Source organism: Achromobacter sp. Marseille-Q4962 (assembly GCF_943737005.1).
Lineage (GTDB): Bacteria > Pseudomonadota > Gammaproteobacteria > Burkholderiales > Burkholderiaceae_B > Achromobacter.
In genome coordinates this window covers 1-16,329 of sequence record NZ_CALSFU010000006.1, presented here as the reverse complement: position 1 = coordinate 16,329, position 16,329 = coordinate 1, and the positions used below count along the sequence as shown (strand labels likewise).

General features: G+C 68.9%; 13 protein-coding genes. 12 read left to right on the top strand and 1 reads right to left on the bottom strand.

All coding sequences use genetic code 11. From position 1 onward, the window contains the following. The first annotated feature begins 120 nt into the window (after positions 1–120). The 3 genes from NGJ44_RS06445 to NGJ44_RS06435 all read left to right on the top strand — a co-directional run bounded on the left by NGJ44_RS06445 (position 121) and on the right by NGJ44_RS06435 (position 7,155). Positions 121–4,860 carry a glutamate synthase-related protein gene (locus tag NGJ44_RS06445; protein WP_251863456.1) on the top strand — a complete coding sequence of 1,580 codons (4,740 nt, stop codon included), beginning with the start codon at positions 121–123 and terminating at the stop codon, positions 4,858–4,860. An 8-nt stretch (positions 4,861–4,868) separates the two neighbouring features. Then, positions 4,869–6,335 (top strand): glutamate synthase subunit beta, encoded by a 1,467-nt coding sequence (locus tag NGJ44_RS06440; RefSeq protein ID WP_053245267.1) that lies wholly within the window; start codon positions 4,869–4,871, stop codon positions 6,333–6,335. Positions 6,336–6,519: 184 nt separating this feature from the next. Further along, positions 6,520–7,155 (top strand): OmpW/AlkL family protein, encoded by a 636-nt coding sequence (locus tag NGJ44_RS06435; RefSeq protein WP_053245268.1) that lies wholly within the window; start codon positions 6,520–6,522, stop codon positions 7,153–7,155. Here NGJ44_RS06435 and NGJ44_RS06430 read toward each other — a convergent pair. Beyond that, complete coding sequence (locus NGJ44_RS06430; protein WP_251863455.1) at positions 7,112–8,017, bottom strand: LysR family transcriptional regulator; 906 nt, start codon at positions 8,015–8,017, stop codon at positions 7,112–7,114. The genes NGJ44_RS06435 and NGJ44_RS06430 overlap by 44 nt on opposite strands. Positions 8,018–8,082: 65 nt before the next feature. Here NGJ44_RS06430 and NGJ44_RS06425 point away from each other — a divergent pair, with 65 nt between their 5' ends. The 9 genes from NGJ44_RS06425 to NGJ44_RS06385 all read left to right on the top strand — a co-directional run. Continuing rightward, positions 8,083–9,270, top strand: coding sequence for a YbfB/YjiJ family MFS transporter (locus NGJ44_RS06425; RefSeq protein ID WP_251863454.1), 1,188 nt, complete (start codon positions 8,083–8,085; stop codon positions 9,268–9,270). A 62-nt stretch (positions 9,271–9,332) separates the two neighbouring features. Continuing rightward, on the top strand, positions 9,333–10,310 hold the full coding sequence (locus NGJ44_RS06420; protein WP_053245270.1) for a Bug family tripartite tricarboxylate transporter substrate binding protein: 978 nt from the start codon (positions 9,333–9,335) through the stop codon (positions 10,308–10,310). Between the two features lie 20 nt (positions 10,311–10,330). Beyond that, positions 10,331–11,398 (top strand): NAD(P)H-dependent flavin oxidoreductase, encoded by a 1,068-nt coding sequence (locus NGJ44_RS06415; protein ID WP_251863453.1) that lies wholly within the window; start codon positions 10,331–10,333, stop codon positions 11,396–11,398. Between the two features lie 274 nt (positions 11,399–11,672). Beyond that, entirely contained in the window at positions 11,673–12,506 is an 834-nt protein-coding gene (locus tag NGJ44_RS06410) for an ABC transporter ATP-binding protein (protein ID WP_053245854.1), read from the top strand. Further along, positions 12,503–13,291, top strand: a complete 789-nt coding sequence (gene mlaE / locus NGJ44_RS06405) for a lipid asymmetry maintenance ABC transporter permease subunit MlaE (RefSeq protein WP_251863452.1) — start codon at positions 12,503–12,505, stop codon at positions 13,289–13,291. The genes NGJ44_RS06410 and mlaE overlap by 4 nt, the downstream gene beginning before the upstream one ends. 15 nt (positions 13,292–13,306) lie before the next feature. Continuing rightward, the gene (gene mlaD, locus NGJ44_RS06400) at positions 13,307–13,810 is read left to right on the top strand and encodes an outer membrane lipid asymmetry maintenance protein MlaD (protein WP_053245848.1); all 504 of its coding nucleotides are present in this window, start codon (positions 13,307–13,309) and stop codon (positions 13,808–13,810) included. Between the two features lie 69 nt (positions 13,811–13,879). Next, positions 13,880–14,737, top strand: a complete 858-nt coding sequence (locus tag NGJ44_RS06395; protein WP_251863451.1) for an MlaA family lipoprotein — start codon at positions 13,880–13,882, stop codon at positions 14,735–14,737. Positions 14,738–14,779: 42 nt separating this feature from the next. Next, entirely contained in the window at positions 14,780–15,409 is a 630-nt protein-coding gene (locus tag NGJ44_RS06390; RefSeq protein ID WP_053245847.1) for an MlaC/ttg2D family ABC transporter substrate-binding protein, read from the top strand. Between the two features lie 135 nt (positions 15,410–15,544). Continuing rightward, positions 15,545–16,329: ABC transporter ATP-binding protein (locus NGJ44_RS06385; protein WP_251863450.1), on the top strand; the 785-nt coding region annotated here is incomplete at its 3' end.

Here is a 16,329-nt window from a genome sequence, read left to right as displayed (position 1 = left end):
CGGTGCAAACATATAAATAGGGTCGCTCCCTTTTTATTTCTGTTGCGCCCTACCTCCCGCAGGGTTATTGTCCCACCCTGCACTGCAACATAACGACGCAGGCCCACTGCGGAGCGCGCCATGTCCCAAATTACCCCGAACGATTCCTGTCGCCCCCTCAAGGCGGTTCCCATCGATGCGAGCCGCATCGGCTTGCCCGCCGCCCAGGGGCTGTACAGCCCGGCCAATGAGCACGACGCCTGCGGCGTCGGCTTCGTCGCCCACATCAAGGGCAAGAAAAGCCACGCCATCATCCAGCAGGGCCTGAAGATCCTCGAAAACCTGGACCACCGCGGCGCGGTGGGCGCCGACAAGCTCATGGGCGACGGCGCCGGCATCCTGATCCAGATTCCCGACACGCTGTACCGCGAGGAAATGGGCCAGCGCGGCATCGTGCTGCCGCCCCCGGGCGAGTACGGCGTGGCCATGGTGTTCCTGCCCAAGGAAACCGCCTCGCGCCTGGCCTGTGAGCAGGAGCTCGAGCGCTCGGTGCGCGCCGAAGGCCAGGTCGTGCTGGGCTGGCGCGACGTGCCGGTGGACGTGGACATGCCCATGTCGCCCGCCGTGCGCGACTGCGAGCCCGTGATCCGCCAGCTCTTCATCGGCCGCGGCGCCGACGTCATGGTGCCCGACGCGCTGGAGCGCAAGCTGTACGTCATCCGCAAGACCGCCAGCCACGCCATCCAGAACATGCGCCTGGCCCACGGCAAGGAATACTTCGTGCCCTCGGCCTCGGTGCGCACCGTGGTCTACAAGGGCCTGCTGCTGGCCGACCAGGTCGGCCGCTACTACCGCGACCTGGCCGATCCGCGCACGGTGTCGGCCCTGGCGCTGGTGCACCAGCGCTTCTCGACCAACACCTTCCCGGCCTGGCCGCTGGCCCACCCCTACCGCATGATCGCCCACAACGGCGAGATCAACACGGTCAAGGGCAACTTCAACTGGCTGCGCGCCCGCGAAGGCATGATGCAGTCGGCCGTGCTGGGCGACGACCTGAAAAAGCTCTATCCCATCGTTTACGAAGGCCAGTCCGATACGGCCACGTTCGATAACTGCCTCGAACTGCTGGTGAACTCCGGCTACTCGCTCGCCCACGCGATGATGATGATGATCCCGGAGGCGTGGGAGCAGCACACGCAGATGGACGAGAGCCGCCGCGCGTTCTACGAGTACCACGCCGCCATGATGGAGCCCTGGGACGGTCCGGCCGCCGTGGCCTTCACCGACGGCCGCCAGATCGGCGCCACGCTGGACCGCAACGGCCTGCGCCCCGCCCGCTACCTGGTCACCGACGACGACATGGTCATCCTGGCCTCCGAGGCCGGCACGCTGTCCATCCCCGAAAACCGCATCGTCAAGAAGTGGCGCCTGCAGCCCGGCAAGATGTTTCTCATCGACCTGGAACAGGGCCGCATCATCGACGACGCCGAGATCAAGATGCAGCTGGCCAACAGCCGCCCCTACCGCCAGTGGATCGAGCGCCTGCAGATCAAGCTGGAATCGCTGCCCGCGCCGCGCCAGGCCGGCGTGCCCACGCAGTCGTCCGTGCCGCTGCTCGACCGCCAGCAGGCCTTCGGCTGGACCCAGGAAGACTACAAGTTCATCCTGGAGCCCATGGCCGCCAACGGCGAGGAAGTGATCGGCTCCATGGGCAACGACGCCCCGCTGGCCGTGCTGTCGAACCGCTCCAAGCCGTTCTACAACTACTTCCGCCAGCTTTTCGCCCAGGTCACGAACCCGCCCATCGACCCCATCCGCGAACAGCTCGTGATGTCGCTGGTGTCGTTCATCGGCCCCAAGCCCAACCTGCTGGACATCAATAACGTGAACCCGCCGCTGCGCCTGGAAGTCTCGCAGCCGGTGCTGGATTTCGCCGCCATGGCGCAGATCCGCGACATCGAACAGGTGACAGGCAAGAAGTTCCGCAGCTACGAACTGGACATCACCTATCCGGCCGCCTGGGGTCCGGAAGGCATCGAGGCCCGCGTGGCCGCGCTGTGCGCGCGCGCCGTGGACGCGGTGCAAAGCGGCTACAACATCCTCATCGTGTCCGACCGCCTGGTCGACAGCGAGCGCGTGGCCATTCCCGCGCTGCTGGCCACCTCGGCCGTGCACCAGCACCTGATCCGCGCCGGCCTGCGCACCAGCACCGGCCTGGTGGTGGAAACCGGCTCGGCCCGCGAAGTCCACCACTTCGCCCTGCTGGGCGGCTACGGCGCCGAAGCCATCCACCCCTACCTGGCGCTGGAATCGCTGGGCAAGATGAGCGACCCCGAAAAGGCCGTCAAGAACTACATCAAGGCGATCGGCAAGGGCCTGAACAAGGTGATGTCCAAGATGGGCATCTCCACGTACATGTCGTACACCGGCGCCCAGATCTTCGAGGCCGTGGGCCTGCAGAGCGCGCTGGTGGACAAGTACTTCACCGGCACCGCCTCCACCATCGAAGGCATCGGCATCTTCGAGGTGGCCGAGGAAGCCCTGCGCCTGCACCGCGCGGCCTTCGGCAACGATCCGGTATTGGCCAACGACCTGGACGCGGGCGGCGAATACGCCTTCCGCATCCGCGGCGAAGAGCACATGTGGACGCCGGATTCGGTGGCCAAGCTGCAGCACGCCTCGCGCTCGAACAATTACCGCACCTACAAGGAATACGCGCAGATCATCAACGACCAGAGCCGCCGCCACATGACGCTGCGCGGCCTGTTCGAGTTCCGCTTCGATCCCTCGCGCGCCATTCCGCTGGACGACGTGGAGCCGGCCAAGGAAATCGTCAAGCGCTTCGCCACGGGCGCCATGTCGCTGGGTTCGATCTCCACCGAGGCGCACTCGGTGCTGGCCGTGGCCATGAACCGCATCGGCGGCAAGTCGAACACGGGCGAGGGCGGCGAAGACGAGCTGCGCTACCGCGCCGAGATGCGCAACGGCAAGAGCGGCATCAAGGACGGCGACACGCTGGCCTCGGTGCTGGGCGCCGAGCGCATCGAAGCCGACGTGGCCCTCAAGAAGGGCGACTCGCTGCGCTCCAAGATCAAGCAGGTGGCCTCGGGCCGCTTCGGCGTCACCGCCGAATACCTGGCCTCGGCCGACCAGATCCAGATCAAGATGGCGCAGGGCGCCAAGCCCGGCGAAGGCGGCCAGCTTCCCGGCCACAAGGTGTCGGAATACATCGCCAAGCTGCGCTACTCGGTGCCCGGCGTGGGCCTGATCTCGCCCCCGCCGCACCACGACATCTATTCCATCGAAGACCTGGCGCAGCTCATCCACGACCTGAAGAACGTCAACCCCAAGGCGTCGATCTCGGTGAAGCTGGTGTCCGAAGTGGGCGTGGGCACGGTGGCGGCCGGCGTGGCCAAGGCCAAGGCCGACCACGTCGTGATCGCCGGCCATGACGGCGGCACGGGCGCCTCGCCGGTGTCGTCCATCAAGCACGTGGGCACGCCCTGGGAGCTGGGCCTGGCCGAAACGCAGCAGACGCTGGTGCTCAACCGCCTGCGCAGCCGCATCCGCGTGCAGGCCGATGGCCAGATGAAGACGGGCCGCGACGTGGTCATCGGCGCGCTGCTGGGCGCCGACGAATTCGGCTTCGCCACCGCGCCGCTGGTCGTCGAAGGCTGCATCATGATGCGCAAGTGCCACCTGAACACCTGCCCGGTGGGCGTGGCCACGCAAGACCCCGAACTGCGCAAGAAATTCCAGGGCAAGCCCGAGCACGTGGTGAACTTCTTCTTCTTCATTGCCGAAGAAGTCCGCGAAATCATGGCCCAGCTCGGCATCCGCAAGTTCGACGACCTGATCGGCCGCGCCGACCTGCTCGACATGCGCGCCGGCGTGGAACACTGGAAGGCCCGCGGCCTGGACTTCTCCCGCGTGTTCCACCAGGTGCAGGCCGACACGCCCGTGCGCCAGACCGAAGAACAGGACCACGGCCTGGCCAATGCGCTGGACCACCAGCTCATCGAGCGCAGCAAGCCCGCGCTGGAGCGCGGCGAGAAAGTCTCGTTCATCACCCCGGTGCGCAACCGCAACCGCACCATCGGCGCCATGCTGTCGGGCGCCGTGGCGGCGCGCTACGGCCACGAGGGGCTGCCCGACGACACCATCCACATCCAGTGCAACGGCACCGCCGGCCAGAGCTTCGGCGCATTCCTGGCGCACGGCATCACGCTGGACCTGGTGGGCGAAGGCAACGACTACGTGGGCAAGGGCCTGTCGGGCGGCCGCATCATCGTGCGCTCGCCCAACGACTTCCGCGGCTTCGGCCCCGACCACATCATCGTGGGCAACACCGTGCTCTACGGCGCGCTGGCCGGCGAAGCCTTCTTCAACGGCGTGGCCGGCGAACGCTTCGCCGTGCGCAACTCGGGCGCGGCCACGGTGGTGGAAGGCACGGGCGACCACGGCTGCGAATACATGACCGGCGGCACCGTCGTCGTGCTGGGCGCCACGGGCCGCAACTTCGCGGCCGGCATGTCCGGCGGCGTGGCCTACGTCTGGGATCCGGACCGCACGCTCAAGCAGCGCGCCAACCTCGCCATGGTGGAACTCGAGCCCGTCGTCTCGCACGCCGAGCAGCTGGCCCAGAACCAGATGGACATCTGGCACAGCGCGCAGCGCGGCGGCGAGCGCGAAACGGACGAAGCCATCCTGCGCCGCCTAGTGGAAGACCACTTCCGCTACACCGGCAGCTTCCGCGCCCGCGAGATCCTGGGCGACTGGGAAGCCTCGCGCGGCAAATTCGTGAAAGTCATGCCGACGGACTACCGCCGCGCATTGGGTGAAATGTGGCGTGCAGCCAACCCGCAACAACTGGCTGCGTGAGGGATACCATGGGAAAGATTACCGGCTTTATGGAGTACCAGCGTCTGCAGGAGGCCAGCGAGGCCCCGCAGAAGCGGGTGAAGAACTGGCGCGAATTCGTGCTGCACCTGACCGACGAGCAAGCCCGGCAGCAAGCGGCGCGCTGCATGGACTGCGGCATCCCGTTCTGCAACAACGGCTGCCCGGTCAACAACATCATCCCCGACTGGAATGACCTGGTCTACCGCCAGGACTGGAAGCGCGCGCTCGACGTGCTGCACTCCACCAACAATTTCCCGGAGTTCACCGGCCGCATCTGCCCGGCGCCATGCGAGGCCGCCTGTACCTTGAACATCAACAGCGACGCCGTGGGCATCAAGTCCATCGAGCACGCCATCATCGACAAGGGCTGGGAAGAAGGCTGGGTGGTGCCGCAGGTGCCGGCGCGCAAGACCGGCAAGAAGGTTGCCGTGGTGGGCTCCGGGCCCGCCGGCCTGGCCTGCGCCCAGCAGTTGGCCCGCGCGGGCCACGCGGTGACGCTCTTCGAGAAAAGCGACCGCATCGGCGGCCTGCTGCGCTACGGCATTCCCGACTTCAAGCTCGAAAAGCACCAGATCGACCGCCGCATTTCCCAGATGGAAGCCGAAGGCGTGGAGTTCGCCCCCTCGACCTACGTGGGCAAGCCGACCGACGCGGCCGCCGACGGCCTGACGGTGCGCACGCCGGAATCGCTGATGGAGGAATTCGACGCCGTGGTCATGACCGGCGGCTCGGAAACCCCGCGCGACCTGCCGGTGCCGGGCCGCGAGCTGTCGGGCGTGTACTTCGCCATGGACTTCCTGCGCCAGCAGAACAAGGCCGTGGCGGGCGACCGCCTCGTCAACCAGACGCTGGCCAAGGGCAAGCACGTGGTGGTGATCGGCGGCGGCGACACGGGCTCGGACTGCGTGGGCACCAGCAACCGCCATGGCGCGGCCTCGGTGACGCAGTTCGAACTGATGCCCCAGCCGCCCGAGTCGGAAAACAAGTCCATGACCTGGCCCTACTGGCCGCTGAAGCTGCGCACCTCGTCCTCGCACGAGGAAGGCTGCGAACGCGACTGGTCGGTGACCACCAAGCAGCTCAAGGGCAGCAACGGCAAGGTCGAGAAACTGGTGGCCGCCCGTGTGGAATGGTTCAAGGACGAAGCCACCGGCCAGATGAAGATGCGCGAGGTCGAAGGCTCTGAATTCGAAATCAAGGCCGACCTGGTGCTGCTGGCCATGGGCTTCGTCTCGCCGGTGCAGACCGTGCTGGACGCCTTCGGCGTGGAGCGCGACGCGCGCGGCAACGTGCGCGCCAATACCGACGACTACCGCACCAGCGTGGAAAAGGTGTTCGCCGCCGGCGACATGCGCCGCGGCCAGTCCCTGGTGGTGTGGGCCATCCGCGAAGGCCGCCAATGCGCCCGCGCGGTCGACGCCTACCTGATGGGCAGCTCCGACCTGCCGCGCTGAACGCGCCCGCCGCAAGCGCCGGACCGGCCTCCCAAGGGAGGCCGGTTTTGTTTTTGCGCGCCCGCTGTTGCCCTATAGCCACAATTGGAATGTGGTCTTTTCACGTTTTGATACGCATCAATCGGCGCGGTCCTCCGCTCTGCGAATCTACAGGCTCGTATCCACGGAAAGATCGGAGAAAAAAATGTTTTTCTTGAACGGGCGCCTGCGCGCCGCCGCCATCGCAGGACTGACCGCCGCCGCCTTTGCCGCCCCCGCGCACGCCCACGAGGCGGGCGACGTGCTGCTCAAGGTGGGCGTGACGCAGGTGCGCCCCGACTCCAACAACGGCAGCGTACTCGACGGCGGCGTCAAGCTCGACGTGAACAACAACGTGCGCCCCAGCTTCACGCTGACCTACATGGCCACGCGCAACATCGGCATCGAACTGCTGGGCGCCTGGCCCTTCGAGCACGACATCCGCGGCAGCGGCCTGGGCAAGATCGGCACCACCAAGCACCTGCCGCCCACGCTCAGCCTGCAATGGCACATCCTGCCCGACAGCATGATCCAGCCGTACATCGGCGTGGGCATCAATTACACCCACTTCTTCGACACCCAGACCAAGGGCGCGCTGTCGGGCTCGGACCTCAAGCTCAAGGACTCGTGGGGCGTGGCCGCGCAACTGGGCGCCGACATCAAGATCAACGACCGCTGGTTCATGAACGCCGACATCCGCTACATCGACATCTCGTCCACGGTGAAGCTCGACGGCCAGCGCATCGGCACGGCCCGCATCAATCCGTGGGTGGCGACCCTGGGCGTGGGCTACCGCTTCTGAGTTCCCCGATCTGGCGCCGCAGGGCCTGCAGGGCGGGGGTTTCGTCCCCGGGCCGCCAGACGAGCTGGGTGAGGGCGCTGCCATGCGGCCCCGCCAGCGGCGTGGCCCGCACGCTCCGCTGCGCGCCCAGCACCGCCAGCACCGAGCGCGGCACCACGGCCACGCCGGAGCCCGCCGCCACGCAGGCCACGATGGCGTGGTACGAGGCGAACTCCATGACCTTGGCCGGGGCCACGCCGGCCTGGCTGAGCCAGGATTCCAGGATGCGCCGGTACGAACAGCCCGCCGCGAAGGCGATGACGGTGCGCTCCGCGAGGTCTTGCGGGCCGCTCGGCCCGGGCCAGGCCAGCGGCGAGATCAGGGCCAGTTCTTCCTGGAAAGCGTCCTGCGCCTGCAGCCCCTGGCCCGGATAGGGCTGGGCCACGAACGCGGCCTCGATCTCGAAATTGCGCACCTTGGCCGCCAGCGCGCCCGACGTGCCCGTGACCAGTTCGATGCGCACCTGCGGCCAGTCCGCGTGGTAGCCGGCGAGAATGGGCGGCAGCCGCGCCGCCGCCGTGCTTTCCATGGTGCCGATGCGCAGCACGCCCTGGGGCGCGCCGCTGCGCACCGCCGCCTGCGCTTCCTGCGACAAGCGCAGCAGGCGGTCCGCGTAGCCCAGCAGCACGCGGCCCTGGTCGGACAGCACCAGCCGGCGGTTCTGGCGGCGGAACAGCGGCGCTTCCAGCGACGCCTCCAGCTGCTTGAGGCGGGTGGAAACGTTGGACTGCACGCGGTGCAGGTGGGCCGCGGCGCGCGCCACCCCGCCATGGTCGGCCACGGCCTTGAAAATCTGCAGTGCGTCGAGGTCGATATTTCTCATTTCAAGAACTAGAGTTCTGAATAATTCACTATTAAAGATATTAGTACAGACGTAGATTAGGCGGCATGTCTACGCCTCCCGCCTCCGTTTCCGCATCTGTCCCGTCCGCCGGCGCGGCCCGCCTGGCCTGGCCCGCCGCCCTGGCCCTGGCCGCCGCCATGGGCATCGGCCGCTTTGCCTTCACGCCGGTCTGGCCCCAGATGGCGCAGGAGGCCGGCCTGTCTCTGGCGCAGGGCAGCCTGCTCGCCTCGGCCAACTATGCCGGCTACCTGCTGGGCGCGCTCGCGGCCGTTGCCTGGCCGATCCGCCGCCTGCGCGCGGTGCTGGCGGCCAGCCTGGCCGCGGTGGCCGCGCTCACGCTGGCGATGGCCGGCGCGCAAGGCGTCGCGGTCTGGGCCCTGCTGCGGCTGGCCGCGGGCTACGCCAGCGCCAGCGCGTTCATCTGCGTGGCGGCCTGGCGGCCGGTGCCGGCCGGCGACCCGCGCGAGCCGGGAGCCGCGGCGCTGGCGTTTGCGGGCGTGGGCGCGGGCATCGCCCTGACCGGCCTGGCCTGCCTGGCGCTCATGGCCCGCCACGCCAGCGCCCAGGCGAGCTGGATCGCGCTGGGCGCGCTGGCCCTGGGGCTGTCGGCCGCCGCCCTGCCCCGCCTGCTGCGCGGCATGAGCGGCGCACCCGCCGGGCCGCAGGCGCTGCCGCCGCGCGCGCCGCTGCCGCCGCGGGTACGGCGGATGGCCCTGCACTACGGCATTTTCGGCGCGGGATACATCGTGCCCGCAACGTTCCTGCCGGCCATGGCCAAGGACATCGTGCCGGATCCCGCGGTCTTCGGGTGGGCCTGGCCCGCGTTCGGCCTGGCCGCCATGCTGTCCTGCCTGGCCGCGCCCCGCCTGGCGCGGCGGGCGGACGAAATCGGGCTGTGGCGGGCGGCGCAGTGGCTGATGGCGCTGGGCATGCTGGCCGCGGCGGGGTGGCACAGCCTGGCGGCCGTGGTGCTGGCGGCGCTGCTGGTGGGCGGCACTTTCATGGTCATTACGCAGGCGGGCATCCTGGCCGCCAGGCGCGCGGCCGGGGCCCAGGCGCCGCGCGCGGCCGCGCTGCTGACCTCGGCATTCGCCGCCGGCCAGATGCTGGGACCGCTGGCCGCGTCCTGGGCGCAACGGCTGGGCGCGGACCTGCCTCAGGCGCTGGCCGGCGCGGCGCTGCTGTTGGCGGCGTCGGCCTGGCGCCTGGGGACATGCCGCGAAAAGGCATAATGCAACGGGCCGGACAACCGGCCCGTTCATAGAAATAGCGAGACAGAAAGAGGAGTCCCATGATGAAACCCCTGCGCCCCCTGATCGCGGCACTGGCCGCCACCGCAGCCCTTTGCGGAGCCGCGCAAGCGCAGACCGCCGACTGGCCGACCAAGCCCATCACCATGATCGTGCCCTACGCGCCCGGCGGCTTTGCCGACACGCGCGTGCGCCTGCTGGCGCGCAAGCTGGGCGAATCGCTGGGCCAGCCCGTGGTGGTCGAGAACAAGGCCGGCGCCGGCGGCGTGGTGGGAACCAACCTGATCGCCAAGGCCGCCCCCGACGGCTACACCATCGGCACCGGCAACCTGGCGCCCATGGCGGTGAACCCGTCGCTGATGAAGGAGCTGCCCTACGATCCGCAGAAAGACCTGGCGCCGATCATCCTGATCGAGAACAGCCCGCTGGTGCTGAGCGTCAACAACGAACTGCCCGTCAAGAACCTGCAGGACCTGATCGCCCTGGCCCGGAAAGAACCGGGCAAGCTGTCGTTCGGCTCGTCGGGCGTGGGCGGCGCGCACCACCTGTCGGGAGAAATGTTCCGCGAACAGGCCAGGATCGACATCGTGCACGTGCCCTACAAGGGCGGCAGCCTCGCCGCCACCGACCTGATGGGCGGCCATATCGCGATGATGTTCGAAATGGGCTATTCGGCGCTGCCCGCCATCCAGGGCAAGAAAATCCACCCCATTGCCGTCACCTCGGCCAAGCGCCTGGCCGTGCTGCCCGACGTGCCGACCATGGCCGAATCCGGCCTGCCCGGCTTCGAATCGTACAACTGGCAGGGCATCGTCGCCCCGGCCGGCACCCCGGCGCCCATCATCGCCAAGCTCAATGCGGAGTTCAACCGCATCCTGAAGGAGCCCGACGTCCAGAAGGCCATCGCCGACACCGGCAGCCAGGCCGGCGGCGGCACGCCCGAGGAATTCGGCGACTTCATCAAGCGCGAAACCGAGAAGTGGGCGCACGTCATCAAGGCTGGAAACATCCAGCTCCAATAAGCCCTTCCAGGAGCAATCCCATGGCCACTCCCCTGCAAGACCTGCTGCCACTCGAACATCCCATCATCCAGGCGCCCATGGCGGGCGGCGCGACCACGGTGGAACTGGTGTCCGAAGCGTCCAGGGCGGGATGCCTGGGATCGCTGGGCGCCGCCTACCTCGGCGCCGCGCAGATCGAGGCCGCCGCGGCCGCGATCCGCGAACGCACGCCGCGGCCTTTCGCCATCAACCTGTTCGCCGCGGTTCCCGAGCAGCCCATGCGCGGAGACGGCGGAAACATGCTGGCGCTGCTGGCCCGCTTCCATGCGCGGCTGGGTCTGCCGGCGCCCGAGGCGCCCGGCCCCCAGGCCGACCTGCTGCCCGGGCAGATCGAGGCCGTGCTGCGGGTGCGGCCGGCGGTGTTCAGCTTCACGTTCGGCCGCATGCCCCGCGAGGCGCTGGCGCGCTGCCGCGAGCTGGGCATTCTCACCGTGGGCACCGCCACCACGGTGCGCGAGGCCCTGGCGCTGCAGGAAGACGGCGTGGACGCGGTGGTGGCCCAGGGCGCGGAAGCCGGCGGGCACCGCGGCACCTTCCTGGACGATTTCGACAGCGCCCTGATTGGCACCATGGCATTGGTGCCGCAGGTCGCCGACGCGCTGCGCATTCCGGTGATCGCCTCGGGCGGCATCATGGACGGCCGCGGCATTGCGGCGGCGCTGGCCCTGGGCGCGCAGGCCGCGCAGATGGGCACGGCCTTCCTGTGCGCCGACGAAAGCGGCATTCCCGAAGCCTACAAGGCCGCGCTGCCAGCGTCGCAGGCCGAGCAGTCGCGCATCACCCGGGCCTACTCCGGCCGGCCCGCGCGCGGGCTGGTCAACGATTTCATGCGCGAAACCGACGCCATCTCCGCCGATATTTATCCTTACCCGCAGCAAAATGCGCTGACCCGGCCCATGCGCACGGCCGGCGCCAGGCTGGGCGACATCTCGGTGCTTTCGCTCTGGGCCGGCCAGGGCGCGCCCCTGGCGCGCCGCGAATCCACGGCGGCCCTGGTGGCCCGCCTGGCGGCCGAGCTGGCCGACGCCCGGCGCCGCGCGGGCGGCTGACCGCTTGCGCCGCGGCGGGCCGTGCCGGCAAGCGCATTGTTCCCGGCTGCGAAAACACTGTTCCAATCGTGACGCCTCGGATTGTGGCATCGGGGCGACCGGCTACAATGGCGCCTCGCCGCCGGGAAGCAGGGAATTCCCCACCCCGGCATCCGAATAACCGGGCGCTTGCCGGCGCGGCCCGCCGCGCAAGCGCCGGCCCCGCCCGAGGCCGAGCGCATTCGGGGCCGCGGGGCTTGCTCCGTCCCCGGAACTGGAACCCCTATCGTTGTCCATGCCCGCTCACTCCCGCAGCACTTCGGAATTCGCCCTGCGCCTGCACGACGTCGCGCTCGGCTACGGTGATTTCACCGTGCTGCGCGGCATCTCCATGGATGTCCGGGCCGGACAGGTGGTGGCCATCATGGGCGGATCCGGCTCCGGCAAGACGACGCTGCTGCGCGCGGCCACGGGCCAGATCCAGGCGCAGCGCGGCAAGGTCGTGGTCTTCGGCCAGGACATCGGCCAGGCCGGCGCCGCCGAACTGCAGGCCCTGCGCCAGCGCATGGGCGTGCTGTTCCAGCAGGGCGCGCTGTTCACCGATCTCAACGTCTTCGAAAACGTGGCCTTCCCGCTGCGCGAGCACACGCGCGCCAGCGACGCGGAAGTCGTCGAGCGCGTGCTCGACAAGCTCGACGCCGTGGGCCTGCGGGCGGCCGCTCACCTGAAAGTGTCCGAGATATCGGGCGGCATGGCGCGCCGCGTGGCGCTGGCCCGCGCGGTGGTGCTGGAGCCCGAGCTCATTCTCTATGACGAGCCCTTCGCGGGGCTGGACCCGATCTCGCTGGGCGTCACCGCCCGCCTCATCCGCGACCTGGCGGACCGGCTGGGCTGTGCCTCGGTGCTGATCACCCACGACGTGCACGAGTCTTTCGCCATCGCCGACCAGGTGTATCTGGTGGGCCAGGGCGAGCTCAAGGCCGCCGGCACGCCCGACGTGCTCTCGGCCTCGGGCGACCCCTACGTGCAGCAGTTCCTGCGCGGCGAGCCGGACGGCCCGGTGGCGTTCCACTACCCCGAGACGCCGGCTTTCCGGAAATGGCTGTCGCAACAAGGAGGCAAGGCATGAGCGGCCCCCTCAAGGCCATCGGCGCGCTGGGCGGCTGGGCCCGCGCCCAGGTAAGCGGCGTGGGCTACTTCACCCGCTTCTTCGGCGCCATGCTGGCGCGCAGCGGCATTGCGCTGTCGCGGCCCCGCCTGGTGTCGCAGCAGATCCACTTCATCGGCAACTATTCGCTGCTCATCATTGCCGTGTCCGGCATGTTCGTGGGCTTCGTGCTGGGCCTGCAGGGCTATTACACGCTGAACCGCTACGGCTCCGAGGAGGCCCTGGGCCTGCTGGTGGCGCTGTCCCTGGTGCGCGAACTGGGCCCCGTGGTGACGGCGCTGCTCTTCGCGGGCCGGGCGGGCACCTCGCTGACGGCCGAAATCGGCCTGATGAAGGCCGGCGAGCAGCTCGCCGCCATGGAGGTCATGGCCGTGGACCCCATGCGCCGCGTGCTGGTGCCCCGGCTATGGGGCGGCATCGTCGCCATGCCCATCCTGGCCTCGGTGTTCTCCATGGTGGGCATCCTGGGCGGCTGGGTCGTGGGCGTGGCGCTCATCGGCGTGGACGCCGGGGCGTTCTGGTCGCAGATGCAGAATGGCGTGGACGTCTGGAGCGACGTGGCCAACGGCGTCATCAAGAGCCTGGTGTTCGGCGTCACCGTCACGCTGGTGGCGCTCTACGAGGGCTGGCAGGCGCGCCCCACCCCCGAGGGCGTGGCCCGCGCCACCACGCGCACCGTGGTGGTGGGCTCGCTGGCGGTGCTGGGCCTGGACTTCCTGCTCACGGCCCTGATGTTTGGAAACTGAAACGGATAACGAATCATGTCACGCGAAAAAACCGATTTCTGGGTGGGCCTGTTCGTGCTGCTGGGCGCGGCCGCCTTGGTGTTCCTGGCTTTGCGCGCCGGCAACCTGAGCAGCTTTTCCTTCGCCCCCACCTACACGCTGACCGCCAACTTCGACAACGTGGGCGGCCTGAAGGTGCGCGCGCCCGTGAAAAGCGCGGGCGTGGTGGTGGGCCGGGTGTCCGGCATCTCCTTCGACGACAAGACCTTCCAGGCCGTGGTGTCGGTCGACCTCGAAAAGGCGTACCAGTTTCCGAAGGACACCTCGGCCGCCATCCTGACCTCCGGCCTGCTGGGCGAGCAATACCTGGGCCTGACCGCCGGCAGCGACGAGGAGAACTTTACCGACGGCGGAAAAATCCGCTATACACAAAGCGCCGTGGTGCTGGAGCAGCTCATCAGCCAGTTCCTGTACGGGTCGGCGGAAAAGTCGGGCACCAGCCAGGGCGGCGGCGCCGATGCCGCGCCCAAGGCCCCCTGAACAACAAGGCCGGACCGCGCCGGCGCGCAGCGACACGAATAAGAAATTACCGATAGGGATCCCCACATCATGAAAATGCAAGCTCTTTCCCGCGTTGCCACTGTCGCCGCAGCCGGCGCGCTGCTGGCCGGCTGCGCCGCGTCCTCGAATCCGGACCCGCGCGATCCCTGGGAAGGCTTCAACCGGGGCGTGTACAAGTTCAACGACACCGTGGACCGTGCGCTGTTCAAGCCCGTGGCCCAGGCCTACACCTACGTCACGCCGCAGCCGGTGCGCACCTGCGTGCACAATATCTTCAACAACGTGGACGACCTCTGGTCGGGCACCAACAGCTTCCTGCAGGGCCGCGGCCACGACTTCATCAACACGCTGGGCCGCTTCCTGTTCAACACCACGATGGGCGTGGGCGGCTGCTTCGACGTGGCCTCGGCCAACGGCGCCCGCAAGATCCCCAACGATTTCGGCACCACGCTGGGCGTCTGGGGCTTCGGCCAGGGCCCCTATCTGGTGCTGCCCTTCTTCGGCGCCTCCACGGTGCGCGACGGCGTGGGCCTGGTGGGCGACTGGCAGGGCCGCGCACACGGCTACATGGGCGTGAGCGCCATCGACAACGTGCCGCTGCGCAACTCGCTGTGGGGCCTCGAGGTGGTGGACACGCGCGCCAGCCTGCTGGACGCGACCGACACGGTGGACCGCGTGGCGCTCGATCCGTACAGCTTCGTGCGCGATGCCTACCTGCAGCGCCGCGCCTCCATGGTGCTGGGCCACAAGACGGACAGCGAATCCACGCTGCCCAACTACGAAGACGACGAGGACGACGCCGCGCCCGCCCCGGGAACCGGCGCCCCGAAGACGGATTCCCCGGAAGCGGGCCTCCCGGAAGCGGGCCTCCCGGAAGCGGCCCCCCCGGTTTCGGCGCCGCGGTAAGCCGGACCGCCGTCCCCCTACGTGAGCAAGGAGCATACCTACATGCGGTTTTCCCCTCTTTCCCTGTTGCAACGGCTGTTCGTCGCCGGCCTGCTGGGCCTGGCCGCCGCCGCGGCCGCCCATGCCAAACCCGACCCCAACGGCCCGCCCGACAAGTTCGTGCAGGCCGCCGCCGACGAGGCCCTGAACGTGCTCAAGGCCGACGGCGCCGTCAAGGCGGGCAACACCGCCCGCATCAACCAGGTGGTCGATCAGCACATCCTGCCCTACGTCGATTTCATGAAGACCACCCGCCTGGCGGCGGGCCGCTACTGGCGCCAGGCCACCGACCAGCAGAAGCAGGCCCTGGCGACAGCCTTCCGCGGCACCCTGGTGCGCACCTACAGCGGCGCGCTCACGCGCGTGACGGCCGGCACGCAGGTCAAGATGCTGCCGCTGCGCGGCGACCCCAACGCCGACGACGTGGTGGTGCGCACCCTCATCACCCAGGACAACGGCCAGCCGGTGGGCGTGGACTACCGCCTGGAGAAGACCGCCCACGGCTGGAAGATCTACGACATGAACGTCGAAGGCATCTGGCTCATCGAGAACTACCGCAACCAGTTCGCGCAACAGATCAACCAGAACGGCATCGACGGCCTGATCAACGCGCTCAACCAGCGCAACCAGTAAGCACGGGCGCGGCGCGGGAGCCCGCGGCTCCCGCGCCGGCGTTCCGTCCCTGTCCGCGCCGGGGCCATCGGACGGCGAGCCGTACGGCGCTTATATAATGAGCGATTCGCTCTTTTCCGGGCCCTCACTGCCGTCATGTCCGCCGTCAGTCTCGAACACGTCTCCAAGATCTACGCGCCGCGCCGAAGCGGGTGGCAGAAGCTGCTCGGCCGCGCCCCCGGCCCCGGCTTCCAGGCCCTGGACAACGTCAGCCTCGAAATCGGCCACGGCGAATTCTTCGGCCTGCTGGGCCCCAACGGCGCCGGCAAGACCACGCTGATTTCCATCCTGGCCGGGCTGGCGCGCGCCACCTCGGGCCGGGCCAGCGTCTGTGGCTACGACGTCGTGGCCGACTACAAGTCGGCCCGGCGCGCCCTGGGCGTGGTGCCGCAGGAGCTGGTGTACGACCCCTTCTTCACGGTGCGCGAGACGCTGCGCATCCAGTCGGGCTATTTCGGGCTGCGCAAGAACGACGACTGGATCGACGAGATCCTCCACAACCTGGGGCTGGCCGACAAGGCCGACAACAACATGCGCGCACTGTCCGGCGGCATGAAGCGGCGCGTGCTGGTGGCGCAGGCGCTGGTGCACCGCCCGCCGGTCATCGTGCTGGACGAGCCCACGGCGGGCGTGGACGTGGACCTGCGCCGCACGTTGTGGGAGTTCATCTCGCGGCTGAACAAGGCCGGCCACACCATCATGCTCACCACCCACTACCTCGAAGAGGCCGAGGCCCTGTGCGGGCGCATCGCCATGCTCAAGGGCGGCCGCATCGTGGCGCTGGACACCACGCAGGCGCTGCTCGCCCGCGTGGGCGGGGTGGACCTCGAAGACGCCTTCGTCCGCATCATGCACCAGGACGACCTCCCGCCCACCCCCAC